Source organism: Paenibacillus sp. SEL3 (assembly GCF_054602585.1).
Map to the genome: position 1 here is coordinate 5,337,573 of NZ_CM137725.1, position 25,221 is coordinate 5,362,793.

23 protein-coding genes are annotated in these 25,221 nt (G+C 45.6%); all 23 read left to right on the forward strand.

Translation table 11 applies throughout. The annotated features are described in order from the left end of the window. Positions 1–28 precede the first annotated feature (28 nt). The 23 genes from ACYCS5_RS24710 (at position 29) to nusA (ending at position 25,201) form a co-directional block, all read left to right on the forward strand. Positions 29–1,579 (forward strand): chemotaxis protein CheB, encoded by a 1,551-nt coding sequence (locus tag ACYCS5_RS24710; RefSeq protein WP_340887082.1) that lies wholly within the window; start codon positions 29–31, stop codon positions 1,577–1,579. A 33-nt stretch (positions 1,580–1,612) separates the two neighbouring features. Further along, positions 1,613–3,709 (forward strand): chemotaxis protein CheA, encoded by a 2,097-nt coding sequence (locus ACYCS5_RS24715; RefSeq protein WP_340885088.1) that lies wholly within the window; start codon positions 1,613–1,615, stop codon positions 3,707–3,709. A gap of 62 nt (positions 3,710–3,771) precedes the next feature. Then, on the forward strand, positions 3,772–4,233 hold the full coding sequence (locus tag ACYCS5_RS24720) for a chemotaxis protein CheW (RefSeq protein WP_007430046.1): 462 nt from the start codon (positions 3,772–3,774) through the stop codon (positions 4,231–4,233). Between the two features lie 3 nt (positions 4,234–4,236). Continuing rightward, the gene (locus ACYCS5_RS24725) at positions 4,237–4,863 is read left to right on the forward strand and encodes a chemotaxis protein CheC (protein ID WP_029517007.1); all 627 of its coding nucleotides are present in this window, start codon (positions 4,237–4,239) and stop codon (positions 4,861–4,863) included. Beyond that, positions 4,856–5,353, forward strand: a complete 498-nt coding sequence (locus ACYCS5_RS24730) for a chemotaxis protein CheD (RefSeq protein ID WP_010346358.1) — start codon at positions 4,856–4,858, stop codon at positions 5,351–5,353. Before ACYCS5_RS24725 ends, ACYCS5_RS24730 begins: the two co-directional genes overlap by 8 nt. Positions 5,354–5,355: 2 nt before the next feature. After that, the gene (locus tag ACYCS5_RS24735; protein WP_029517008.1) at positions 5,356–5,769 is read left to right on the forward strand and encodes a hypothetical protein; all 414 of its coding nucleotides are present in this window, start codon (positions 5,356–5,358) and stop codon (positions 5,767–5,769) included. 14 nt (positions 5,770–5,783) lie between these two features. Beyond that, the gene (locus ACYCS5_RS24740; protein ID WP_016820968.1) at positions 5,784–6,572 is read left to right on the forward strand and encodes a FliA/WhiG family RNA polymerase sigma factor; all 789 of its coding nucleotides are present in this window, start codon (positions 5,784–5,786) and stop codon (positions 6,570–6,572) included. 44 nt (positions 6,573–6,616) lie between these two features. Further along, positions 6,617–8,026: a DUF342 domain-containing protein gene (locus ACYCS5_RS24745; protein ID WP_039274680.1), complete on the forward strand. Its 1,410-nt coding sequence runs from the start codon at positions 6,617–6,619 to the stop codon at positions 8,024–8,026. Positions 8,027–8,108: 82 nt separating this feature from the next. After that, positions 8,109–8,429, forward strand: coding sequence for a hypothetical protein (locus ACYCS5_RS24750; protein WP_340885090.1), 321 nt, complete (start codon positions 8,109–8,111; stop codon positions 8,427–8,429). A 41-nt stretch (positions 8,430–8,470) separates the two neighbouring features. Further along, positions 8,471–9,103, forward strand: a complete 633-nt coding sequence (locus ACYCS5_RS24755; RefSeq protein ID WP_039274678.1) for a hypothetical protein — start codon at positions 8,471–8,473, stop codon at positions 9,101–9,103. Next, on the forward strand, positions 9,100–9,747 hold the full coding sequence (locus ACYCS5_RS24760; RefSeq protein WP_340885093.1) for an endolytic transglycosylase MltG: 648 nt from the start codon (positions 9,100–9,102) through the stop codon (positions 9,745–9,747). Before ACYCS5_RS24755 ends, ACYCS5_RS24760 begins: the two co-directional genes overlap by 4 nt. A gap of 253 nt (positions 9,748–10,000) precedes the next feature. Continuing rightward, positions 10,001–10,699 carry a 30S ribosomal protein S2 gene (gene rpsB, locus ACYCS5_RS24765; protein ID WP_013309916.1) on the forward strand — a complete coding sequence of 233 codons (699 nt, stop codon included), beginning with the start codon at positions 10,001–10,003 and terminating at the stop codon, positions 10,697–10,699. A 130-nt stretch (positions 10,700–10,829) separates the two neighbouring features. Further along, positions 10,830–11,480, forward strand: coding sequence for a translation elongation factor Ts (gene tsf / locus ACYCS5_RS24770; protein WP_013309917.1), 651 nt, complete (start codon positions 10,830–10,832; stop codon positions 11,478–11,480). 120 nt (positions 11,481–11,600) lie between these two features. Then, the gene (gene pyrH, locus ACYCS5_RS24775) at positions 11,601–12,329 is read left to right on the forward strand and encodes a UMP kinase (RefSeq protein ID WP_013309918.1); all 729 of its coding nucleotides are present in this window, start codon (positions 11,601–11,603) and stop codon (positions 12,327–12,329) included. Then, complete coding sequence (gene frr, locus ACYCS5_RS24780) at positions 12,329–12,883, forward strand: ribosome recycling factor (RefSeq protein ID WP_029517013.1); 555 nt, start codon at positions 12,329–12,331, stop codon at positions 12,881–12,883. The genes pyrH and frr overlap by 1 nt, the downstream gene beginning before the upstream one ends. An 84-nt stretch (positions 12,884–12,967) precedes the next feature. After that, positions 12,968–13,735: an isoprenyl transferase gene (locus ACYCS5_RS24785; RefSeq protein WP_039274672.1), complete on the forward strand. Its 768-nt coding sequence runs from the start codon at positions 12,968–12,970 to the stop codon at positions 13,733–13,735. 17 nt (positions 13,736–13,752) lie between these two features. Then, a complete protein-coding gene (locus tag ACYCS5_RS24790) occupies positions 13,753–14,544 on the forward strand; it encodes a phosphatidate cytidylyltransferase (protein WP_029517015.1) in 792 nt (263 codons plus the stop codon). A gap of 145 nt (positions 14,545–14,689) precedes the next feature. Then, complete coding sequence (locus ACYCS5_RS24795; RefSeq protein ID WP_340885099.1) at positions 14,690–15,829, forward strand: 1-deoxy-D-xylulose-5-phosphate reductoisomerase; 1,140 nt, start codon at positions 14,690–14,692, stop codon at positions 15,827–15,829. A gap of 106 nt (positions 15,830–15,935) precedes the next feature. Beyond that, entirely contained in the window at positions 15,936–17,207 is a 1,272-nt protein-coding gene (gene rseP, locus ACYCS5_RS24800; protein WP_069011406.1) for an RIP metalloprotease RseP, read from the forward strand. A 52-nt stretch (positions 17,208–17,259) separates the two neighbouring features. Further along, on the forward strand, positions 17,260–18,708 hold the full coding sequence (proS, locus tag ACYCS5_RS24805) for a proline--tRNA ligase (protein WP_039274666.1): 1,449 nt from the start codon (positions 17,260–17,262) through the stop codon (positions 18,706–18,708). A 204-nt stretch (positions 18,709–18,912) separates the two neighbouring features. Next, complete coding sequence (locus ACYCS5_RS24810; protein ID WP_459760257.1) at positions 18,913–23,229, forward strand: PolC-type DNA polymerase III; 4,317 nt, start codon at positions 18,913–18,915, stop codon at positions 23,227–23,229. Positions 23,230–23,540: 311 nt separating this feature from the next. Further along, on the forward strand, positions 23,541–24,002 hold the full coding sequence (gene rimP / locus ACYCS5_RS24815) for a ribosome maturation factor RimP (RefSeq protein WP_029517020.1): 462 nt from the start codon (positions 23,541–23,543) through the stop codon (positions 24,000–24,002). 101 nt (positions 24,003–24,103) lie between these two features. Further along, positions 24,104–25,201, forward strand: coding sequence for a transcription termination factor NusA (gene nusA, locus ACYCS5_RS24820; RefSeq protein ID WP_013309927.1), 1,098 nt, complete (start codon positions 24,104–24,106; stop codon positions 25,199–25,201). Positions 25,202–25,221 lie beyond the last annotated feature (20 nt).

Consider the following 25,221-nt stretch of genomic DNA (forward strand, 5'->3'; position numbering starts at 1 on the left):
TTGATGAGAGGAAACAGAGGTGTTTAACATGTGTGCTTACCGGGTGCTGGTTGTAGATGATTCGGCCTTTATGCGCAAAATTATTACAGATTTAATTGTAAGAGATGAGTCGTTCAACATCGTAGGTACAGCCGCCAATGGCAAAGAGGCTGTAGAGAAAGTGAAGGAATTGCAGCCCGATTTGGTCACCATGGATGTCGAGATGCCTGAAATGAATGGTCTTGAAGCATTGCCATTGATTATGGCAGCGCATCCGCTACCTGTAATTATGCTGTCAGGCATTAATGAACAAGGCATGAAGGAGACCATCATGGCTCTGGAGGCAGGAGCTTTCGATTTTATAAGAAAGCCTTCCATCGCTCATGCGCAAGATATTGAGCAAGTGAGCAAGGCGCTGCTGGAACAGATGCACACTGCTATGCAAGCAGTGCGGAGTCGTCTGGAGCGCAAGGAAGCTAATGAGCGCAAAGCTGCATTGGAACAAGCGAAAAAAACGCCACAGCAAAAGCCTCCAGGACAGGCTGTGACTGAGAAGCGATCAGGCAGTCAAGCTTCGACAGACAAGTCTCCTGTTGTTCCGCTTGCTCCTTCACCTGCTGTATCAGCTCAGCCGAAGCGTGATGTTGGCAAGTCCGCCCCGGCAGTAGCCAAGCAGGAAACTAAACGACAACAGTCTGGAACATCTGTTACAGCGGGGCGCATAGAACAGCAGCCAGCTGCTCAGCCAAGCAATAAGTCAGTCCAAGCACCTACTGTTCAGAAGAAGGAAGATTTGTCCAAGGGGGTAGGACGAACACCAGGGCAACTAACCAGTACTACTACGGCCGCTGGCAAATCGCTGCATGGTAAGGATAAAGCAGGGCTGGTAAAACCGGAGCCCCGTAAGACGGTGATTTCATCAGCTACTCCTATTCCTGCGGCTGCTACGCCTCAAGTAACGGCACCTACAGTTCCTGCCGCACCTAAGGGATTGTCACTTAAAAAAGGTGTGCACACGTCCAACTTTCGCAAACTAGTGGCGGTGGGATGTTCTACGGGCGGTCCGCGGGCGCTTAAGACGCTGTTGGAACGCATTCCTGGTGATTTTCCTGCTCCAATCGTTATCGTTCAGCATATGCCGCCAAACTTCACTCGTTCGCTGGCACAACGCTTAAACACGTTAAGTCCACTCCGAGTTGTGGAGGCTGAGCAGGGAATGACGTTGGAGACTGGAACGGCCTACATTGCCCCAGGGGGATATCAACTAAGAATTGTACCAGGAGCTGGTGGTAAATACACTGTGTCACTGAAGACGGAGGAAGCTCGCAATGGTCACCGTCCTTCCGTAGATACGATGTTTGAATCGTTGCTCTCGTTAACCTCGTTGGAGCGGCATCTAGTATTGCTCACTGGAATGGGGAGCGACGGGGCCAAAATGATGAAGAAGCTTTATGATGCTGGGGTACAATCCACATTTGCTGAAAATGAGGAAACTTGTGTAGTGTACGGAATGCCCCGCTCAGCAGTAGAGTTAAAATGTGTGCGTCACCTTCTGCCAATGCAGGAGATCGCCCCCAAGCTTGTACAAGTTGTGAAATAATCGGAGTGTAACTCATGGAGGAGGTGTCTCACAATGGACATGAACCAATATTTAAACATGTTTATTGATGAGTCGAATGATCATCTGCAATCTCTTAACGAAAAAATGCTTCAACTGGAAAGCAATCCAACTGATCTAGGCATCGTTCAGGTGATTTTCCGTTCTGCCCATACCCTCAAGGGAATGGCTGCTACGATGGGGTTTGAAGACCTAGCATCGCTTACTCACCAAATGGAAAACGTTCTTGATCTTGTACGTAACAACAAGCTGGCGATGCATGAATTTATATTCGATACCTTATTTAAGGGATTGGATGCTCTGGAGTCCATGGTGCAGCACATTACAGAGGGAGGCGACGGAAAAGCGGATGTCTCCTCTATTGTATCTTCACTACAATCCATCGTGAGCGGGGATTTCCAAAAGACCGGCGCAAATGCCGCGACTGAGGAGTCTCCATCTAAAAAAGTGGGCAAAAACGATAGTGCTGGGCTTGTTTTGGATCAGTTCCAGTATTCTGTACTGGAGCAATCTATTTCTGAAGGACATCGTGTTCACTATATACAGGTAACAATCAGCTCAGAGAGCCAGTTAAAGGCGGCGCGTGCTTTTATGGTGTTTAATACACTGGAAAACTCTGGTGAAATCGTCAAGGCCTATCCGTCGGTACAGGATATTGAGCAGGAGAAATTCGAGCAAAGCTTCTCGTTATATTACATAACGCAGAAAGAAGTTAGGGAGCTGGAAAAGGAAATCGCGGGCATTTCTGAAATTGACACTGTCTCAGTGGTACAACTAGATCAGGAATCGCTTAAACAAATGAGCGAAGTTACTGCTGGACTGGCTGAGACTGCTGCGGTACAGGAAGCTCCTGTTGCCGTGCAATCACCTGCTCCATCCCAGCCGCAGTCTTCAGCTGCGGCCTCTGTGGCTAAGCCAGCTGCAGGTAAGACGCCAGCAGCTAAGGCAGCTGCCCCTACGCATAACCGTACGATTCGTGTAGATATTGAACGTCTGGATGTACTTATGAACTTATTTAGCGAGTTGCTCATTGACCGCGTGCGGTTAGAGCAGTTGGCAAGTGAAGCTTCCAATCCAGCACTGACAGAAACGGTAGAGCACATGAGTCGTGTGAGCAGCGATTTACAAAACGTCGTTCTTAAATTGCGGATGGTACCAGTAGACACTGTTTTCAATCGTTTTCCGCGTATGGTGCGCGATCTGGCCAAATCGCTGGATAAAAAACTTGATTTGGTTATTACTGGAGCAGAGACTGAAATGGACCGCACTGTTATCGACGAAATTGGCGATCCTCTGGTGCATTTGCTTCGTAACTCCGTGGATCATGGCATTGAGTCGGTAGCCGATCGGATTGCAGCTGGTAAACCTGAGACAGGAACGGTTAACTTGCGTGCTTTTCATAGCGGAAATAACGTATTCATCGAGATTGAAGATGACGGAAATGGTATTAATCGCGATAAGGTACTAAACAGTGCTATTTCTAAAGGGATTTTGACAGCAGAGCAAGCAGCGGTCATGACCGACGAGGAAGCTTATCAGGTATTGTTTGCTCCAGGCTTTAGCACAGCTGCAGTCATTTCAGACGTATCAGGACGCGGTGTCGGTTTGGACGTTGTTAAATCCAAAATCACTGCTTTGGGTGGCAATGTTACGGTTCACTCTACACTGGGCCAAGGCACTAATTTCTCTGTGCAATTGCCGCTCACCCTATCCATTATTGCAGCCATGATGATACAGATCGGTTCTGAAAAATATGCGATCCCATTGTCCTCCATTGTGGAGACTGCGATTGTCAAACGGACACAAATTCGTTCTGTACATGGCAATAAAATGATTGCTTTCCGCGATTCTCATATCCCGCTCATCTCCTTGAGTCAGCTGTTTGAGGTACCGGACTTCAATGAAGATGAAGAAGAAGAGACAGAGGTCGTGGTCATCCGCAAGGGAGACCGTTTGGCAGCTCTTTCTGTACAGGACTTTTTGGGACAAAGTGAAATTGTCCTTAAAAATCTGGGCAAATACCTTCCAAACATCCAAGGAATTTCAGGTGCCACGATTCTGGGTGACGGTCAGGTTGCGTTGATCATTGACCCGAATGTTTTCATTAAATAATGTCTTCATCAGAAATGAAAGAAATGTGAAGTTGCTGACATCAATAAGGAGGGTTTTTAGACATGGGAGAAGAAATTAAAGTTATCGTATTTAAGCTTGGTGAAGAGGAATACGGTGTTGAAGTAGAAAAAGTCCAATCTATTGAACGCATGGTGCCGATTACACGGGTTCCAAGAACTTACGATTTTGTAAAAGGCGTATTCAACATGAGAGGCGTAGTCATTCCGGTTATAGATCTTCGTGGCCGATTTGGATTGCCTGAAGCTGAATATACCGATCAAACCCGCATCATTATCGTGGCAGTGGGCGAAATGCAAGTCGGCTTTATCGTTGATTCAGCGAATGACGTTATTGACCTGAATACTGACAATATCGAGACACCACCGGAAGTGATTGGCGGAGTTAAGGCTAAATATCTTCGCGGAGTTGCTAAAATTGGTGAAGAGCGCTTGTTGATTATGCTGAACTTGTCCGAAGTCCTGAATCGTAGCGAAATGAACCAACTGGAAGGCTTAGAGGATTAATATATGGAGAATCTTGGGAATCTCGAAGACTTCAAGTTGGATGTGTTGAAAGAAGTCGGCAACATTGGCTCGGGGAACGCTGCTACAGCGCTCTCCCGGCTTCTCAATAAACCGGTCGACATGGGTGTGCCCAAAGTACAAATGCTGCCTTTTGAGGAAATTGCCGATAAAGTCGGTGGAAATGAGCAACTTGTTGTTGCAATATTTTTTAGGGTAGAAGGGGAAGCTCCCGGCAATCTATTCTTCATATTGCAGCCTCAGGCGGCAAAAGGCTTACTTTCCCGTTTGGCAAATATTCCTTCAGATGACGAGGACAGTTTTAACGAAATGGAGCACTCAGCCCTGTCGGAGATCGGAAACATTTTAGCGGGCTCTTACCTGTCTTCGCTGGCCGATTTCACACGTTTATCCATGTATCCAACAGTCCCTGCGCTGGCGTTGGACATGGCAGGAGCAATTCTTAGCTACGGACTGCTGCAGTTTGGGCAGATGGGAGATGCTGCATTATTGATTGACACATCGTTTCTGGAAGGGCAGAATCAGATAGAGGGTCAATTTTTCCTGATTCCTGATCCAGAATCGTTCGGGAAAATCTTTAGGTCGTTAGGAGTCCCGATGAACGATGATTGAGGATAAAAGCATCATTAAAGTCGGCATGGCAGATTTAAATGTTACCAGCAATCCGAACTCGATTCGTACGACAGGACTTGGCTCCTGCGTCGGATTGACCCTCTATGATCCTCATTTGAAACTGGCAGGCATGGCACATGTGATGCTACCGTCCTCAGATATTGCGCGTGAAGGGCAGCTGAATATAGCCAAATATGCGGATACGGCGCTGCCCGAGTTATTTGAGAGGATGCTGAAATTGGGTGCAGAACGACGCAGGCTGATTGCCAAAATGGCAGGGGGAGCGCAGATGTTCGCCTTTGCTGGTAGTGGAGACACCATGCGGATTGGTCCACGTAATGTAGAATCATGCAAGGAAATGCTCGTAGATCTCGGCATTCCTTTGATTGCGGAGGACACAGGCGGCAATTATGGACGAACGATTGAGTTGGACTCTGAAACTGGCGTTTTGAATATTCGAAGCGTACAAAAAGGTGTAAAGGAATTATAAACATGTTATTTGGCAGCTTACGCATTAATCTTTGGTCTGGAGTAGTCGGATTTATTCTGACTTTTGTGTTGTCCGTTGGCAGCAATCTGCTGACCACGAGCTTAATTCGTGGCTTGATCGCCTTCGTTTTTTGGTTCCTACTTGCATTTGTGCTGCGCTGGACACTAGGTGTTGTAGCGCGGCCAGATCTGGGGAATGCCCAAAGCCGGGCAAGCTCTCAGGTAGATGGCGTAGGGGGGAATCTGGACCTGACGACACCAGACGAAAATGAAGACCTGAATGAATTGCTGAAACCGAAACCAGAGCAGACGGACGAGGGGGATAATGGTTTTGCACCTTTAAACCCACCTAAGCTGGTTTCCAACAAGGACCCTGAAGAATTGGCCAAGGCCGTTCGTCACCTGACAGACAAATAAGGAGGGTGAAGCCGATGAACGAGCGTAAAGCCGCTCATTTGAACCATTCCGAACTATGGGAACAATGGAAAGAACACGGTGACAAGGAAGCAAAAAAACAGTTAATTGAAAAGTATCTCCATATTGTGGAATATGTGTCAGGCCGTCTTGCAGTAGGCTTGCCTAAAAATGTATCCAAGGATGATCTGGCGAGCAACGGCGTTATGGGTTTGATTGACGCTTTAGAGAAATTTGACTATGAGCGTGGCTTGCAGTTTGAGACCTATGCTTCTTGGCGTGTTCGTGGAGCGATTTTGGATGGTCTTCGTCAAGGGGATTGGGTTCCTCGTTCAGTTAGGGAAAAAGCGAAAAAAATCGAGGATGCCTACCAGCACTTGGAACAAAGATATCTACGCACGGTAAGCGACGAAGAGATGAGTCATTATTTGGACGTTTCTGAGAAAGAGTTTCAAAGCATGATCCAGGAGGTCGCCGTTATGTCGATTGTCTCCCTGGAGGACCCGATCCGCGAAGAGGAATCGGAAACACGGCTTTCCCTTTTGGTGGACGAGAAGGCGAAAAATCCGGATCATAAGGTCAATGAATTTACACTTCGTGATGCCCTTGCACAAGGCATTGATAAATTGACTGAAAAAGAACGTATCGTTGTTTCTTTATTGTATTACGAGGATTTGTCACTCAGCGAAATCGCTGAGGTCATGTCGCTATCTCCATCGCGAATTTCACAGTTGCACTCCAAAGCAATATTACGTCTGAGAGCGACATTGGACAAACAACGGGATTTGCTAATGCGTAAAGATTAACGTACGGGAGGTTACAGTAACAGTTAGACGGAAGGAGCACCCTTGTGGAGAAGCAATATGCTTTGGACCAGTTTTTAAAAGTGGTTGTCTCACCTGACAAACAAACCGCCTACTTGGAGTTTGCCAAACGTGAAGAAGGCTTTGCCTGTTCTGTGGAAGAATTAGAGCGTTTTCTAAGCAACCAAAAAATATCCTACGGTTTAATAACCGATGCAATTCGCGTATTTGCGGCAAGTCCAGAAGATCATTTCTTCGGAAAATTACTGATTGCTCAGGGAAAGCAGCCGATCCATGGCACAGACGGAAAAATCAATCTGGCTGATATTGTGACTGGCGAAGATGCACATAAGCCGCTTGAAACCGTGGATGGACGGGTGGATTATAAAGAACTAACTCGTTTAAGAAATGTAAAACGTGGTCAACTGATTGCCGAACGGGTTGATCCTCTGCCAGGTGTACCGGGGATTGCTGTAACCGGAGAGGAAATTCCTTTTCTTCCAGGTAAAGAGGCGCGTTTTAAAGTTGGAAAAAATGTAGTGATCCATCCAGAAGGTGTTGCGATGTATGCGGCTATTGACGGACTGGTAACTACGACTGAAAAGGGCAAACTTAATGTGTTCCCCGTATATGAAGTTAACGGGGACGTCGATTATAGTGTCGGCAACATTGATTTTGTTGGAACCGTCGTCATTCGTGGGAATGTTTTGACAGGTTTCCGGGTTCGGGCGGCTGGCGACATTCGTGTCATCGGTGGTGTGGAAGGGGCCGAAATTGTGGCGGAAGGTTCAGTGGAAATCACTGGCGGTATTATCGGATACCATAAGGGGTTCGTGAAAGCTGCACAAAATGTGAAATGCTCGTTTATACAAGATGGTAACGTGATTGCGGGAGGCGATGTACTTGTATCCCAGAGTATCATGCATTCCCAGATCAAAGCGAGTAATAATGTAATCTGCGAAGGGACAAAAGGGCTTATCGTAGGTGGCAGTGTACAAGCTGGTAAAAAGGTAGTGGCTCGTACCGTCGGTAATACGATGTCCACAGCTACCAATATCGAAGTGGGTGTACTTCCCGAACTGCGCGATGAACTGACAGAACTCCGCGCACGTTTGAAGCAGCAGACAGACAGCCAGGATAAAACGAATAAGGCTCTTACCATATTGGATCAGCTTGCCGCCGCCGGACAGCTTGCACCTGAAAGAATGGCTATGCGAATCAAGCTGACATCTACTAAAAAATCTAATGAACAGGAGCTTTTGGAAACCAAGTCCAGAATGCTTGAAATTGAACGAACATTAGAGGATACAAGCCGCGCACGGGTAGAAGTGAAAAATGTGATTTATGGTGGCTCTAAAATAGTTATCGGCAGATATACAAAATTTATTAAAGATTCAGTGGAAAGAATGGCGTTTTATTATCATGAGGGAGACATCAGCATGTCCTCCTACGTGTAATTCGGCACACTGATAAACAACATTTAACATTGTATTCCTTGGAAGAAAGATACGGATGCCCAATCGGAAAGGGTGTGGTCCAATGAGCTTGAAGGCTGTTGAATTGCAAATTGCCGTACCTCGCACCAGCGAAGCTGGAAAATACCAAAGTGAGTCCCAGCAGCGGCCGATGAATGATCAAGCATTGCTTGGACAAAAGGCCGCGCTGGAGACGGAGAACTTGCGTCAGCGAAGCAGTGCTGTAGATCAGTCTGCGGAAACATTCGTCGGTGAGCGGCAAACAGGGGGGCAGAGCAGAGATTCTTCCCAGCAGAGCCGCTCCCGGCCAGATGAGGCTGAACTGCCTAAGGAGCATCCGGCAGAGCATCCGTTCAAGGGACACCATATTGATTTTTCGCTCTGATCCGACAGGTGGAGAAGCGTTATTAAAGGAGACGATGGGCAGTGGATCAACCATGGATTTATATTGTTCTGCTGGGCGCCGCAGCTGTTGTCTACGCCTGGCTACAGCCTAAGCGTCAGCCAGGCCGGGGAACAGAAGAGGCCGTCGTCCAAAAGGTCGAGGCCACATTAGAGCAATATATGGCCGATATTGAAAACGATAATGACGAGTTGATTGAACTCGTTTCTGGTATGAAGCAGGAGCATACAGTGAAACAGGCGGCATTACAGGAGCAAGTAGCTGAGCTTCGGAGCCGTATCGTGGAGCTTGAGCGCCAGGCTATGTTTGCAACTGTGTCTATGCAAACCGAGCCTGTACCTAAGGAAATACAACATACAGCTGCTTCTCATCAGGCAGCGGTTGCATACGGTCAATTTCAAAGTCCGCAACCTGAGATGTCTGTGCAGGAAGGCTACTCTGGTTCAGAAGCTCCCCTCATAACTATGGAGGAACAGACGGCATTACAAGATCCTGAAACTGAGCAGGAAGCAGAGTCCATCCGTGATCGTTATCAAGAGTTGTTTGCGCTGCATGAGCAAGGTAAGTCGGTGGACTATATAGCTAAGCAATCAGGCATTCAACGGGGTGAAGTACAGCTTATTTTGCAACTCGCGGAGCGGGAGGATGTAACGTGATCAAAAACCGTTCATTTATGTTAGGCATGGGTACTGGTCTTATAACGGGGGCATTGCTATTGCAACTGGCATTGATCGGTCAGGGGCAATCGCAGCAAACTTCCACAGACCCGAAAAACATGACGCGAGAGCAATTAGAAAAGGCAGCAGCCGGATTAAATCTCCAGGTCAGTGACAGCTCTAACCCGAAAATGACAGAAGAGGAATGGCGTAATAAGGTGATCAAGGAAGGTAATAAAACTCCCGTTGCACCCCAAAAAGCTAAACCAGCTCAAACGCCAGCAACACCAAAGGCACCTGCAAACAGCATATCCTCGGCTGGTTCTAAACCTTCGACCAGCACATCGGTTCCACAAAGTCCGAATAAGCCGCAAACTCAAAGTTCTGGCACTACAGCGACTCCCAATATCCCCAAGCAGCCTGCCACCCCACAAGTGCAGTATAGCATTGCATCCGGAAGCAATTTGAGAAGTGTGGCATCAGGATTGCAACGGGCAGGGGTCGTATCGGATGCTAGTGCATTTGAGGCAGCAGCTAAGGCTAAAAAAATCAATACCAAAATTCGTACCGGTACCTATCAGTTTGCTAAAGGTGAGGATTTCAGTTCTATCATTACTAAAATTACGAAAAAGCCGTCCAACTGACCAGACTGGGAAGTGGACGGCTTTTATTCTTGCTGAAAAGTTCAATGAGAGGCGTAAAACGTCACATCTTGCGTTGTTCTAACTATTGTCGAAAAGTTGGTTGCAACGATGCAAGTGTTATGGTATATTAATTAACGGTGTTAAAAACGCACGTCGGTTAATTTTATAAAGGGTGCTTTCCAATGGAAAGTCTTTATGGAAAATGATGTCGGCGGAGGACACACAAAAAACCAAACTTAGGAGGTGCGTGAAGATGGCAGTAATCTCCATGAAACAGCTTTTGGAAGCTGGGGTTCACTTTGGTCACCAAACACGTCGCTGGAACCCGAAAATGGATCGTTATATCTTCACTGAAAGAAACGGTATTTACATCATTGACTTGCAAAAGACAGTGAAAAAGGTTGAGGAAGCTTACAACTTTGTAAAAAGCATTGCAGCTGAGAATGGTACAATTCTGTTCGTAGGCACGAAGAAACAAGCACAAGATTCCGTTAAAGAAGAAGCAGCACGCGCTGGTCAATTCTACATTAACCAACGTTGGTTGGGTGGTACGCTGACTAACTTCCAAACGATTCAAAAACGTATTGACCGTTTAAAACAACTGGAAGCTTGGGAAGAAGACGGTACATTCGCAGTTCTTCCTAAAAAAGAAGTTATCATTCTTCGCAAAGAAAAAGATCGTCTTGAAAAATTCTTGGGCGGTATCAAAAACATGAAGGGCCTTCCAAGTGCTCTGTTCATCATTGATCCACGCAAAGAACGTATCGCGGTTGCTGAAGCTCGCAAATTGGGTATCCCAATCGTAGGTATCGTTGATACAAACTGCGATCCAGACGAAATCGACTATGTTATCCCAGGTAATGACGACGCAATCCGCGCTGTTAAATTGCTGACAGGTAAAATGGCTGATGCAGTTATGGAAGCAAACCAAGGCGAAGAAACTACAGCATAACATTTCCATTAGGAAATAACTATATGAATTAAATGAAAAGGGTGGTTGGCAGGTGTATAACCTCTCACTACCCTTTTTTTAAGGAATAAGCACGGTATACCACTGAAAATCAAATTTGGAGGGAAATAATATGGCAGTTAATGCTAGCGCAGTAAAAGAGCTTCGTGAAAAAACAGGCGCAGGAATGCTGGATTGTAAAAAAGCGCTTGAAGAAGCAAACGGTGATTTGACAAAAGCGGTTGAAGTTCTGCGCGAAAAAGGACTTGCAGCTGCAGCCAACAAAGCAGGTCGTATTGCTACTGAAGGTGTTGTTGAATCCTACATTCATGCTGGCGGCCGTATCGGCGTACTGGTAGAAGTAAACTGCGAAACAGACTTCGTAGCTAAAACAGACCAGTTCAGAGATTTTGTACGCGACATTGCAATGCATATCGCTGCATCGAACCCTCGTTATGTTCGTCGTGAAGAAGTGCCACAGGAAGAGATCGAAAAAGAAAAAGAAATCCTGAAAGCACAAGCGCTGAACGAAGGTAAACCAGAAAAAATTGTTGAAAAAATGGTTGAAGGCCGTATTGGTAAGTTCTATGAAGAGTTCTGTTTGTTGGAGCAATCTTTCATCAAAGATCCAGACAAAACAATCTCCACGCTTATCAACGAAAAAATCAGTACGATTGGCGAAAACATCTCCCTGCGTCGCTTTGTTCGTTTTGAACTGGGTGAAGGTCTGGAGAAAAAAGAAGACAACTTCTACGAAGAAGTTATGTCTCAAGTGAAACAATAATTACCAACGAACGGTAATCGTATATGGAAAAATGGAAATGGGACACATCAGTGTTCCATTTCTTGCAACAGGACACCTATCCTGTTACATAAAGTATAAATGATATTGGAGGGTGATCATTTGGAAAAACCTGTGTTTAAGCGTGTTGTCCTGAAAGTTAGTGGTGAATCGCTGTCAGGTCCTAACGGTTACGGTATTGACGCGGATACGATTGCATCCATTGCCGAACAAGTCAAAGACGTAGTGGAACTGGGAGTAGAAGTTGCTATCGTGTGTGGTGGCGGTAACATCTGGCGCGGTATTGCTGGAAGTGCCAACGGAATTGACCGGGCCACGGCAGATTACATGGGTATGCTGGCAACGGTGATGAACTCACTGGCCTTACAGGATGCTTTGGAACAGATTGAGGTACCTACCCGTGTACAAACATCCATTGCGATGCAACAGATTGCAGAACCTTACATTCGTCGTAGAGCTATCCGTCATTTAGAAAAGGGTAGGGTTGTTATTTTTGCAGCAGGTACAGGTAATCCGTTCTTCTCGACTGATACTACAGCTGCACTGCGTGCCGCTGAGATCGAAGCGGAAGTGATTCTGATGGCTAAAAATAAAGTGGATGGCGTATATTCTGCTGATCCGTTTAAAGATAGCACAGCTGAGAAATATGAGCAGCTTACGTATTTGGATGTGCTCAACAAAAATCTCGGTGTCATGGATTCTACTGCTTCCTCGTTGTGCATGGATAACAATATTCCGTTGATTGTCTTTGCTATTACAGAGCAAGGTAACATTAAACGTGTCGTGCTGGGTGAGAAAATTGGTACGATCGTCAAAGGGAGTGTAAATTAATGCCACAATCTGTGAAAAAGAGTGCTGAGGAACGCATGCAAAAAGCAATCCAGGCATTGCAACGTGATCTTGCATCTTTGCGTGCAGGACGGGCGACACCAGCTTTACTGGACCGTGTACAGGTAGAGTATTATGGTGCAATGACTCCAGTCAACCAACTGGCGAATATCAATACACCTGACAGCCGGACCTTGATGATTCAGCCTTGGGACAAATCTTCCTTGGCCGATATCGAGCGCGCTATACAAAAATCCGATTTAGGTTTGACACCTTCGAATGACGGTAACACCATTCGTCTTAGCATTCCTGCTTTGACGGAGGAGCGCAGAACTGACTTGGTGAAGTTGACAAAGAAGAACGGTGAAGAAGCGAAGATCGCTATTCGTAACATTCGTCGTGATGCCAATGATGACATCAAAAAATTGGAGAAAAGTGATATTTCCGAGGACGAATCTCGTAAACATCAGGAAGATATCCAGAAAACAACTGATAAGTTTATCGCTGAAGTGGATAAAGTTTTAGCTGCAAAAGAAAAAGAAATTATGGAAGTCTAAAAGATTGGCAGCCCCTCCCTTACGGTGGGGTTTGTCTCTTTTCAAGCCTGAGGCACATTTTCAGAGAATGCTGGAGGAACTGGAATGATCAAACGGGTTCGGTCTTGGTGGAACGGGGAACAAAAACAGCAAATACCGGCCATTTCAAAAGACAATATTCCGCAGCATGTTGCTGTCATCATGGATGGGAACGGCAGATGGGCCAAACGGATTGGAATGCCGCGGATTGTAGGGCACCAAAATGGAATGAAGGCAGTGAAACGCACAGCAATTGCAGCGGATGAACTGGGTATTAAGTATTTGACTTTGTTTGCATTTTCAACTGAAAATTGGACGCGTCCAAAGGACGAAGTTGATTTTCTAATGCGCTTACCGCAGGAATTTCTGGCTATTGAGCTAGATGAGTTGATTGAAAAAAATGTGCAAGTACGTATGATGGGCAATAAAGAACATTTACCTTCCCATACCGTTGAAGCGCTGACTGAAGCGACTCGACGAACTGAAAATAATACCGGACTTGTTCTTAATTTTGCATTAAATTATGGAAGTCGGTTGGAAATCACCGAATGCATGCAAACATTGGGCCGTCAAATTGCGGATGGGAAGCTTAAATCGGAAGATATAACATCTGAGCTGATCGGTAGTACGTTGCTTTCTAGCGGTATGCCAGACCCTGATTTACTGATTCGAACAAGCGGTGAGCTTAGACTTAGTAATTTTATGCTCTGGCAGCTTGCCTACAGTGAGTTGTGGTTTACTGATATTTATTGGCCTGAGTTTAAGAAAGAACACTTATACGAAGCAGTGATCGAATATCAGCAAAGAACACGACGGTATGGCGGACTGAAGTAAATGGAGGATGAAAGCCGTTGAGACAGAGATTAATTACCGGTATTCTGGCAGGCATATTCTTTTTGGCGATGGTCCTGTGGGGCGGCTTGGCCTACCATTTGCTTATATTGGCGATGGCCCTAATCGGATTTTATGAGTTCGCACGAATGACGCAGGTATCTCCTTTTGGAGGTACAGCAATACTTGGATACGTAAGCATATTAGCTTTTGTATTCCCGTATGAACCTTTTGGCTTGCACTCACCCTTACCCTTTGCCAGTATGCTTTGGCTGGTAATGATAGCTTTTATGATCATCACGGTAGGAACAAAAAATAAAATCCCGATTCAAACGGTAGCTATATTATTTCTTGGTACCGTTTATATAGGGTTTGGATTTTCGTATATTGCGGAATCACGTCATATGGAACATGGACTGTTATGGACATTTTTATTATTGGCTTGTATTTGGGCAAGTGATGCAGGGGCATATTTTGTAGGCAAAATGGCAGGAAAGACGAAATTATGGCCTGCGATTAGTCCGAATAAAACGGTCGAAGGATCCATTGGCGGCATCGTTTTAGCGTTGGTTATAGCTCTTGTATTCGCTGGATTATCGGGTGGACTGCTGCCATGGGGCAAAGCCATCGGCATCGGTTTGTCATGTGCAGTTGTGGGACAACTGGGCGATTTGGTACAATCTGCATACAAACGAGTGTACGGCATTAAAGATTCCGGTAATCTGCTGCCAGGGCACGGTGGTATACTAGACCGTTGCGACAGCTGGATTGTCGTTTTTCCATTTGTACATATGCTGATGCTGCTTCCATGAGTCTATTGATTACAGTTTATGCTCAGGCTAATCTCTATGCTGCTCACTCTGCGCTACTAGAAGGTTGGAACCAGTAGCATAGCTGCCTGAATAATAATCAATGAGCTCCTGGATAAAAGTGATTTTCAGGATAGGAAGGTGCATCATGAAAAGAATTACGGTACTTGGTTCAACCGGTTCTATTGGAACTCAAACGCTGGATGTAGTGTCCATGCACCCGGATCAGTTTACTGTTGAGGCTTTAGCAGGTGGTTCTAATATAAAGTTACTTGCTGAGCAGGCGCATCTTTATAAACCCAAAAAAGTGTCTGTGGGTACTCGGCAGTTGGCGGATGAAATTCGTCCTTTACTGCCTTCTGGAATGGAACTGTATTGGGGAAATGAAGGACTCGTTGAGCTTGCTGCGAACACGGAGGCGGATATGGTTGTGACGGCTGTAATGGGCAGTGTCGGATTGCACTCCACGCTGGCCGCGATTGAGGCTGGAAAACAGATCGGTTTGGCCAATAAGGAGACACTGGTTACTGCTGGTCATCTGGTCACAGCGCGGGCTCGGGCGAAAGGAGTGCCGTTGCTGCCGATTGACAGTGAGCATTCAGCTATTTTCCAATGCTTGAATGGTGAGCGTATGAAAGATGTGGCACATATTACCCTCACAGCATCAGGGGGTTCTTTTCGAGATTTGACAAGAGAACAGTTGCGTGAAGTTACAGTGAAAGATGCACTCAAGCATCCCAATTGGTCAATGGGGGCCAAAATTACGATTGATTCAGCAACGATGGTAAACAAGGGGCTGGAAGTCATTGAGGCGCATTGGCTATTCGGACTTGATTATGAGCACATTCATGTGTTGCTTCATCCGGAAAGCATTATTCATTCCTATGTTGAGTTTCAGGATACAAGCATTGTTGCTCAACTTGGGAATCCGGACATGAGAGTACCCATTCAATATGCATTGACTTACCCTGAGCGTATGAAGTCCCCGGCGAAGCCGTTGTCACTAGCTGAAGTGGGTAAACTCCATTTTAAGGAAATGGATTATAATCGTTTTCCTTGTTTAAGGCTTGCCTTCGAATGTGGTAAAATGGGTGGTACAGCACCGACCGCATTTAATGCGGCTAATGAAATTGCAGTTGCCCGTTTCCTGCGTGGAGAAATTTCTTTTCTGCATATTGAAGCTATTATTGAACGTGTGCTGGAGCGGCATGTCAATGTGGCTAATCCTGATCTTTCTGCAATTGAAGCCTGTGACGAAGAGACTCGTAGCATATCTGCGGGGTTGTAGGCTAATGTTGGGTTAGAAACGAAATGTGATTCTCTTGTGCGGGATCGGAGAATAATGATAATCTAGGAAGACAAACTCGATCTCATTGAAAGGGGAACAGAAACGATTGGAAACGATTCAAATAGTGTTGATGACGGTGCTCATGTTTTTCGTCATAGTGACGGTGCATGAATGGGGGCATTATTATTTTGCCAAACGCGCCGGGATTCTGGTACGGGAGTTTGCGATCGGTTTCGGTCCGAAACTGTTTTCTTATAAAAGAAACGAGACGCGATTTACGTTGCGTTTGTTGCCGTTCGGTGGCTTTGCCCGCATGGCGGGAGAGGATCCGGAGGTCAATGAAATTGAGGCCGGACAAACGATTGCTGTACGCGTAACGGATGACGTCGTTAAAACCATCTATCTAGATCAACTGGATAATCGTAAAAATGTGGTGCGCGGCGAAGTGTTGGATATTGATCTGGAACAGTCATTAACTTTAAAATTGGATGTGGATGGCGAAGATCAGCAATACACTGTACATCCGCAAGCGATGATGGTAACCAAAGGTCAATCCATTCAGATTGCACCCAAGGATCGGCAGTACGGGAGTAAAACAGTAGGACAGCGTGCGATGGCTATTTTTGCTGGACCCCTGATGAATTTTATTCTTGCTTTTATTTTGTTTGGTCTGCATATTCAGATGGTCGGCATACAAGTGGACAACCCGACTTATGTCCAAATTAGTGAAATTACAGCAGGTATGCCTGCCGCTGAAGCTGATTTGCATAAGGGAGATATCATCGAATCGGTGAATGGAATAGCCATTGGTGCAAATGTTGAAAACATGATCAAACTGATTGCGGATTCTCAAGACAAGCCGATGAAGTGGACGGTTCGCCGTGATAGTAAGACCTTTGATCTTACGATTACACCTCGTGCTATGGAAGGACAAAAGGGTGGCAAGGTGGGTATTGTACCCGAACTTCCAAAACGCCAAGCAGGTGTGGGAGAAACGTTCAAATTTGCCGGCCAATCTATGGTCAGAACGACCGATATTATTTTCCAAGGATTTAGCCAGCTCATCCAACGTTTTTCTATCAATGACCTGGGAGGCCCGGTACGTACTTTTGAAGTGACAGGGCAAATTGCCAAGCAGGGGATTGAGCAGTTGACGTATTGGACTGCTATAATGAGTCTTTACTTGGGGATATTTAATTTATTGCCTATTCCGGCGCTGGATGGAAGCAGACTTGTTTTCCTTGGTGTGGAGGCGGTAAGAGGACGTCCCGTTGATCCGAGTAGGGAAGGTATGGTCCATTTCGTTGGTTTTGCTATGCTATTCCTGCTTATGATTGCGGTCACGTATAACGATATTTTACGCTTAATTAATGGTTAATTAGAGACGGACTTATATAAAAAACGGTCTGTATGGGAGGACATGCATTTCTATGTCGAACGATAAACAGTTTGTCGAGGAAATTACACCGCAGAGTGAAGATTTTTCCCGATGGTATATTGATGTTATTAAAAAAGCAGAACTGATGGATTATTCCCCTGTTCGCGGATGTATTGTATTCCGCCCCGATGGTTTTGAAATTTGGGAGCATATCAAGGAAGCCATGGATGTGCGCTTCAGAGAAACAGGTCACCGTAATGCCTATTTTCCAATGTTCATTCCAGAAAGCTTTTTTCAAAAGGAAAAAGAGCATGTTGAAGGGTTTAATCCTGAACTGCCTTGGGTAACCGAGGCTGGCGGGGAAAAGCTGGAAGAGCGTCTTGCAATTCGTCCGACTTCGGAAACCATGATTGGTCATATGTACTCCAAATGGATTCAGTCCTATCGTGATCTGCCTGTGCTTATTAACCAGTGGGCTAACGTAGTGCGTTGGGAAAAACGTACGCTACCTTTCTTGCGAACAAGTGAATTTTTGTGGCAAGAAGGTCACACGGCCCATGAAACAGAAGAAGAAGCACGTGAAGAAACGATGAAAATGCTGGAAGTATACCGTGAGGTTATTGAGGAAGTTCTGGCTATTCCGGTTATTACTGGACAGAAAACACCTTCTGAAAAGTTTGCAGGTGCGAAGGATACATTTTCACTGGAAGCGATGATGAAGGATGGACGGGCAGTACAAGCTGGAACTTCCCACTATATGGGAACTAATTTTGCAGTTGCATTTGATATCAAATATTTGAGTCGTGAAAACAACCTGGAATTCGCGCATACGACTTCATGGGGAACAAGTACACGTTTGATCGGCGCACTGATTATGGTCCATGGAGATGACCGTGGTTTGGCATTGCCTCCTAAAGTTGCGCCTACGCAGGTTATTATGGTTCCAATTGGGCCACCTAAGAAGCGTGATGCCGTTATCGCTCGTGCAGATGAACTATTCGCTCAGTTGAAACAAGCTGGAGTGCGTGTTAAAATGGACGACCGCAGCGATGTAAGCCCAGGCTGGAAATTTAATGAATATGAAATGCGCGGTGTGCCGGTTCGTCTGGAAATCGGGCCGCGTGATATGGAAAACGGTGTCTGTGTGCTCGTATCCCGTATCAGCGGTGAGAAAAAAATCGTGCAGCAGGATAATCTGGTTGAGGAAGTACACGCGATGCTCGCACAGGTACAGCAGGAGATGTTTGATCGTGCGAAAAATTTCATGGAAGAAAACTTCTATTCCGTTGATACGCTGGATGAAATGAAGACTCTCATGGAAGAAAAACGCGGCTTTACTTTGGCAGGCTGGTGCGGATCTGAAGAATGTGAAGATAAAGTTAAAGAAGTGACAGGTGCTACAAGCCGTAATATACCGTTTAAAACAAACGAGCAAAAGTCCACATGTTTGTGCTGTGGCAAACCTGCCAAGCATACAGTAGTGTTCGCACGGGCGTACTAATATAGAAGTAGGGCAATACCACTATACTCACTTCATTCTCTTCGCTGACATGGTAACTGTTACGGGACAATGTCCCGAAGGATCTATGTGTCGTTGTGAAGAGGATTGAAGAGGGCTACGAAAAGCTTTTGCGGTCGGAGATGTTTTTGACGCAGAAGCTTTTCATGTTTTCAGAATGGTAGATTTGAAATTGGGGGGAGAGCCATGGGCGGAGCTGAAGAAAAGAGAAAGCGGCTGGAACTGCTAATGAAGCAAGTTGGGATGCCGGCGGGAGTGGTTGAACCTTATTTTTTGGACGGTTGGATTGACCAAGTGGAGATTAGCCGAACCAATAAGGATTGGAACATCACCATTGCCAAGGAGACATTGGTCCCCGCTCAGGTGTATCGTACGTTCTGTATTCAAGTACAGGAAAAAATGAGTCACATCGCAAAAATTACGTTCCGTTTTCAGTACAGTGAGCAGATTCAGCCTGGTGATATCATCAGTGAATACTGGAAACTTTTTCTAGAGTGGGTACATCGTGAGATTCCATCGGTTAACGGTTGGATGAATCGGGCTGTGCATGAGTGGGACGACGGTCTATTATTGCTAACGATGAGCGACGGTATGTCGTTGGAACTGGCGCGTAAAAAGCAGATAGATCAAGCTATCATCAAATTTTACGATAAATATTTCGGGCTTTCTATGCGCATTAAAGTCCAGGTGGGTGAAAGTAACCAGGAGGCGTTACAGCAATTCCAAGAGAAAAAAATGCAGGAAGAACGCGAAGTCATTCAGCAGATGATGGAAAGTATGGAATCCGAAATGCCGCCTTTGGATGAAGAAGAAGGAGACGTACGGCTTCAATTCGGTTATGACATCAAAGAACCGGCTGTTTCGATGCAAGATATTCAGGACGAAGAGAAGAAAGTCACTTTACAAGGAACAATCTTCGGTTTGGATAGTAAAGAATTGCGCAATGGCAGTACGTTGTTTACGTATTATTTGACCGACTTTAGTGATTCCCTGCAAATGAAAATGTTTGCTAAAACTAAAGAAGATCTGAAGATCCTCAGCTTGTTGGCTAACGGGAAATGGGTCAAAGTACGGGGTCGAGTTGAATATGATCGTTTTATGCAAATTCCCGAGCTGGTTATGATTCCCTCTGATCTAGTTGAAGTACAGGCTCCACCCACACGTAAGGATAAAGCAGAGGAAAAACGAGTCGAGTTCCATCTCCATACAAAGATGAGCGCAATGGATGCTGTTGCCTCGATTGATCAATACGTTAAAACAGCCGCCAAATGGGGGCACAAGGCGATTGCAGTCACCGACCATGGCGGAGTGCAGTGCTACCCTGATGCTGCTAAGGCTGCAAAGAAAAACGGCATTAAAATGATCTACGGTGTTGAGGCCAATGTGGTTAATGATGCCGTTGAGGTTGTAATGCAGGCACAGCCATTAAATTTGAAAACAGCGACTTATGTCGTTTTTGATATTGAAACCACCGGTTTATCGGTTACACAGAATAAAATCATTGAGATTGCAGCTGTGAAAATGCATGATGGCAAAGAAATTGATCGTTATGCTACCTTTGTCAATCCGCATGAGCGCATTCCATATAATATACAGCAACTGACCAACATTAACGATGAAATGGTCAAGGACGCGCCGGATGTAGAACCTGTTATGAAGGAGTTTGTAGCTTTTGCTGGCGATGCTGTATTGGTTGCCCATAATGCGCGTTTTGATGTCGGTTTTATCCAGGCCACCCTTCGAAATATGGGTTTGCCTGAAATGACCAATCCGGTACTGGATACGCTCGAACTGGCTCGTTTACTGTTTCCAACAATGAAAAACCATCGTCTGAATACGCTGACGACCAAATATAAAGTGGCGCTCGAAAGCCATCACCGAGCCATTGACGATACAGTCGCACTGACTGAAGTGCTGAATGGCTTGCTGAATGATGCGGAACAAATTAAGGGTTTAAAAATGCTCGATCGTCTGAATGATTATGTGGGTAAGGACTTATCGACCGTTCGTCCATTTCACTGTTGTATTTATGCCCTCAATCCGATTGGTAAAAAAAATCTGTACAAGCTGGTTTCGATGTCTCATACCGAATATTTCAAGCGTGTGCCTTGCATTCCTAAATCAAAATTGTCAGAAATGAGAGACGGACTGCTTATTATTTCTGGCTGCGAAAAAGGAGAGTTCTTCGAGGCTGTGTTGAACAAGTCCGAGGAAGAAGCCGAGGAAATAGCACAGTTTTATGATGTGTTGGAGATTCAACCTTTGACGATGTATATGCATTTAGTAGAAAAACAACTGGTAAGCGGGCCTGATGCTCTGAAAACGGCAATACGCAAAGTATGCGAAATTGGGCGGCGACTTGATAAGCCCGTAATTGCCACAGGCAATGTTCACTATTTGGAAACGCGCGATAAGTTGTACCGTGATATTACGATACATGGCATTACGGGATTTAGTCCGCTAAAAGATATTCGTAAGCCTGATGCGCATTTACGCACCACAGACGAAATGCTGGCAGAATTCGAGTTTTTGGGCGAGGAGAAAGCCTATGAAGTCGTTGTGAAGAATACCAGTGAGTTGGCGGATCGATTTGAGGAGCTGGAGTTGTTCCCTGACAAGCTGTTTACACCTTTGCTGGATGGGGCGGACGAGGAAATCCGTAACACTTGCTATGAGACGGCTAAATCTATCTATGGTGAGGAATTGCCCGAGGTGGTTGTAGCTCGCCTTGAAAAAGAACTGGAGCCGATTATTAAATATGGTTTCTCTGCCAACTATCTTATTTCCGAGCGCTTGGTTAAAAAGTCTAATAAGGATGGATATCTGGTAGGTTCACGGGGGTCTGTTGGATCTTCTGTGGTCGCTACCTTCCTCGGTATTTCCGAGGTTAATCCACTGCCTGCACATTATATTTGCGGTAATCCTGAATGCAGACATAGCGAATGGATTTTGGACGGTAGTGTGCCGAGTGGATTTGATTTGCCGGACAAAAATTGTCCGAATTGCGGCGGCAAACTGAAGGGTGAGGGACAGGATATTCCGTTTGAAACGTTTCTTGGGTTTAAGGGAGATAAAGTTCCCGATATTGACTTGAACTTCTCTGGCGAATATCAGCCTGTCGCACATAACTATACGAAAGTACTGTTTGGTGAGAAAAGTGTATTCCGTGCTGGAACCATCGGTACCGTTGCCGAGAAGACAGCCTTTGGCTTTGCCAAGAAATATGAAGAGGCGCATCATAAAAAATGGCGTGGGGCTGAGCTGAATAGGCTGGCTTCGGGCTGTACAGGGGTCAAACGCAGTACCGGGCAACATCCAGGCGGAATTGTCGTTGTTCCCGATTATATTGAGGTCGAGGATATTACGCCGGTACAGTACCCTGCCGATGATACAAGCTCGGAATGGAAAACAACGCATTTTGATTATCACGCTTTTGATGCGAATTTACTCAAACTCGATATTCTGGGTCATGATGATCCGACCATGATGAGGATGCTTCAGGATTTGACTGGTGTCGATCCTACGACCATTCCAATGAATGATCCTAAGGTTATGAGCATGTTCAACTCCACGGAGGCGCTCGGTGTTACACCCCAGCAAATCCGCACGCCTGTAGCAACCTATGGTGTACCAGAGATGGGGACGAAGTTTGTGCGCCAAATGCTAGTAGAGTCGCAGCCAAGTTCTTTTGCCGATTTACTGCAAATATCCGGACTGTCTCACGGCACGGGCGTATGGCTAGGGAACGCACAGGAACTGATTAAGAATAATACTTGTAACATCAAGACTGTAATTGGTTGTCGTGATGACATCATGCTGTTTTTGATTTACAAGGCAGGCATGGACGCAGGTCTGGCCTTTAAAATTACGGAGAGCGTACGTAAAGGTAAGGGGCTTAGTGCTGAATGGATTGAGGAAATGAAAAAATGCAAGGTGCCACAGTGGTACATTGATTCTTGTCTGAAAATCCAGTACATGTTTCCGAAGGCGCATGCTGCAGCGTATGTTATTTCAGCAGTGCGCACAGCGTACTTTAAGCTGTATCATCCGATTGAATATTATGCGACTTACTTTTCAGTACGTGCAGCCGATTTTGATATTGAGCTGTGCTGTCAGGGATATGATGCAATCGCGCGGAAGATTGTCGAAATCGAGCAACTCGGTTTTCAGGCACCTCCCAAAGAAAAAGGGATGCTTCCGATCCTGGAAATGGCTCTGGAAATGACGGCTCGCGGGTTTAGTTTTAAATCCATTGATTTGTACCGCTCCGAAGCTACACGCTTCAAGGTGGATGGAGATTCACTCATTCCGCCATTCGGAGCTCTTCAGGGAATTGGAGACAACGCGGCACGTAACATCGCAGCCTCCCGTGAACATGGTGAATTTTTGTCTGTCGAGGATTTTCAACAAAAATCGAAGGCTAGTAAAACCATTGTCGAAATGCTGTCTCAGATGGGTTGCTTTCGAGGTCTTCCAGAGAGTAATCAGCTGTCTCTGTTTTAATCCGAACCACAGTAGTCAAGCTCTGGCACTTGTCACATAACTACGGTTATGTTATAATTTTTTTGGTAATCATGGAGATAAAACCGTTGCTAAAAGAGTGGGGAAACCCACTCTTTACTGTTTGATATACAGTTACAACGTGAAAAGGTTGTTTTTGGGCACGAAACCGGTACGCCGGTTTATTTGCAGTGAGCCCGAAATGAACATTACATCAAATGAAAATGAAAATGCCGGTGATGGAGAAGCATTGTCCATGCAATAGGGCATCTTTTTTTCAACACAGGAAAGTTCACTTTTGGAGGTTATAATCTTTGAGCACACCAAAGATCAAATCAGTAGTAGAAGAAATGGCCCAACCTTACCTCGAAGAGCATGGTTTTGAACTGGTCGATGTCGAGTATGTCAAAGAGGGCAGTAATTGGTTTCTTCGCGTTTTTGTAGACAAAGACGGAGGAATTGATCTGGACGACTGCAGTATGATCAGTGAATATTTGGGTCAAAAGTTGGATGAAAATGACCCTGTTTCTACAGCATATTTTCTGGAAGTGTCTTCACCAGGCGCCGAAAGACCGCTAAAAAAAGCGGAGGACGTTACTAAAGCGGTAGGCAAAAACGTATTCGTTACTACATACGAGCCGATCAACGGCCTGAAGGAATTTGAAGGTCGTTTGCTTTCTTTTGAAGATGGGGAACTCACCGTTCAAAGCGGACAAAAGAAGCATGCTATACCTTATGACAAGGTAGCTGGTGCAAGGCTCGCGATCATATTTTAATTCAGATTTGACTGTTGCTGTTTGACATGTACTACATGTTTTTTTGCCTCGTGTGCCGACCAGTACGCAGGTGCATCATTTGAAAGGGGGAGCAGTAATCCATGAGTATGGATTTTATTGAAGCAATGAACGAGTTGGAAAGAGAAAAGGGGATCAGCAAGGATGTGCTGTTTGAGGCCATTGAAGCAGCCTTGATTTCTAGTTACAAACGGAATTTCAACACCGCACAAAACGTGCGTGTTGATATGAACCGCAACTCGGGAGTCATTAAGGTATATGCCCGCAAGCTGATCGTTGAGGAGGTATTGGATCCTCGCACCGAGATTTCATTGCCTGCGGCTCGTGAGATTAACCCGCATTTTCAGTTGGAAGATATCGCTGAAATTGAAGTTACACCACGTGATTTTGGACGGATTGCTGCACAAACTGCGAAGCAGGTCGTGACCCAGCGTATCCGCGAAGCGGAACGGGGACTGATCTACAACAAGTTTGTGGACAAGGAAGAAGATATTGTAACAGGAACTGTACAGCGCCAAGACCCACGTAACATTTATATTGATCTTGGTAAGGTGGAAGCGGTTCTCCCGTTAGGCGAATTGATGCCTAATGAGAAATTTAGCCATCTGGATCGAATTAAGGCTTATATTACCAAAGTAGAAAACACAACCAAAGGACCGCAAATTATGCTGTCCCGATCACATCCGGGTCTGCTTAAGCGTTTGTTCGAACTCGAAGTGCCTGAAATTTTTGATGGTGTTGTAGAGATTCGTTCCGTAGCGCGTGAAGCAGGCTTCCGTTCTAAAATCGCGGTTCATTCCCGTAACGCCGAGGTGGATCCGGTCGGCTCTTGTGTGGGTCCTAGAGGAACACGTGTACAGACTATTGTGAACGAGCTGCGTGGCGAAAAAATCGACATTGTGCGTTATTCCGATAATGTTGATGAATACGTGGCTAATGCGCTGAGTCCATCCAAGGTGCTCGAAGTGCAGGTGTTTGAAGAAGAGAAAATGGCGCGTGTTATTGTGCCTGATTATCAGCTTTCTCTTGCTATTGGTATCAAAGGACAAAATGCTCGCCTTGCTGCTAAGCTTACGGGTTGGAAAATTGATATTAAGAGTGAAACACAGGCGGAGGAAGAACTCGGCAGACCGAGAACATCCACCGATGAAATGCATCAGGATTCCGTTTCTGTAGATTAAGCGGAGTGTAGGGGGGTTAA

Excerpts from the sequence above, each read along its gene's own strand:
- ACYCS5_RS24730 (WP_010346358.1), top strand. The coding sequence starts at position 4,856 with ATGATTGAGGATAAAAGCATCATTAAAGTCGGCATGGCAGATTTAAAT.
- ACYCS5_RS24795 (WP_340885099.1), top strand. The coding sequence starts at position 14,690 with ATGAAAAGAATTACGGTACTTGGTTCAACCGGTTCTATTGGAACTCAA.
- ACYCS5_RS24710 (WP_340887082.1), top strand. The coding sequence starts at position 29 with ATGTGTGCTTACCGGGTGCTGGTTGTAGATGATTCGGCCTTTATGCGC.
- ACYCS5_RS24735 (WP_029517008.1), top strand. The coding sequence starts at position 5,356 with ATGTTATTTGGCAGCTTACGCATTAATCTTTGGTCTGGAGTAGTCGGA.
- ACYCS5_RS24785 (WP_039274672.1), top strand. The coding sequence starts at position 12,968 with ATGATCAAACGGGTTCGGTCTTGGTGGAACGGGGAACAAAAACAGCAA.
- ACYCS5_RS24720 (WP_007430046.1), top strand. The coding sequence starts at position 3,772 with ATGGGAGAAGAAATTAAAGTTATCGTATTTAAGCTTGGTGAAGAGGAA.
- rpsB (WP_013309916.1), top strand. The coding sequence starts at position 10,001 with ATGGCAGTAATCTCCATGAAACAGCTTTTGGAAGCTGGGGTTCACTTT.
- frr (WP_029517013.1), top strand. The coding sequence starts at position 12,329 with ATGCCACAATCTGTGAAAAAGAGTGCTGAGGAACGCATGCAAAAAGCA.
- ACYCS5_RS24810 (WP_459760257.1), top strand. The coding sequence starts at position 18,913 with ATGGGCGGAGCTGAAGAAAAGAGAAAGCGGCTGGAACTGCTAATGAAG.
- tsf (WP_013309917.1), top strand. The coding sequence starts at position 10,830 with ATGGCAGTTAATGCTAGCGCAGTAAAAGAGCTTCGTGAAAAAACAGGC.
- ACYCS5_RS24740 (WP_016820968.1), top strand. The coding sequence starts at position 5,784 with ATGAACGAGCGTAAAGCCGCTCATTTGAACCATTCCGAACTATGGGAA.
- ACYCS5_RS24715 (WP_340885088.1), top strand. The coding sequence starts at position 1,613 with ATGGACATGAACCAATATTTAAACATGTTTATTGATGAGTCGAATGAT.
- nusA (WP_013309927.1), top strand. The coding sequence starts at position 24,104 with ATGAGTATGGATTTTATTGAAGCAATGAACGAGTTGGAAAGAGAAAAG.
- proS (WP_039274666.1), top strand. The coding sequence starts at position 17,260 with ATGTCGAACGATAAACAGTTTGTCGAGGAAATTACACCGCAGAGTGAA.
- ACYCS5_RS24750 (WP_340885090.1), top strand. The coding sequence starts at position 8,109 with ATGAGCTTGAAGGCTGTTGAATTGCAAATTGCCGTACCTCGCACCAGC.
- ACYCS5_RS24725 (WP_029517007.1), top strand. The coding sequence starts at position 4,237 with ATGGAGAATCTTGGGAATCTCGAAGACTTCAAGTTGGATGTGTTGAAA.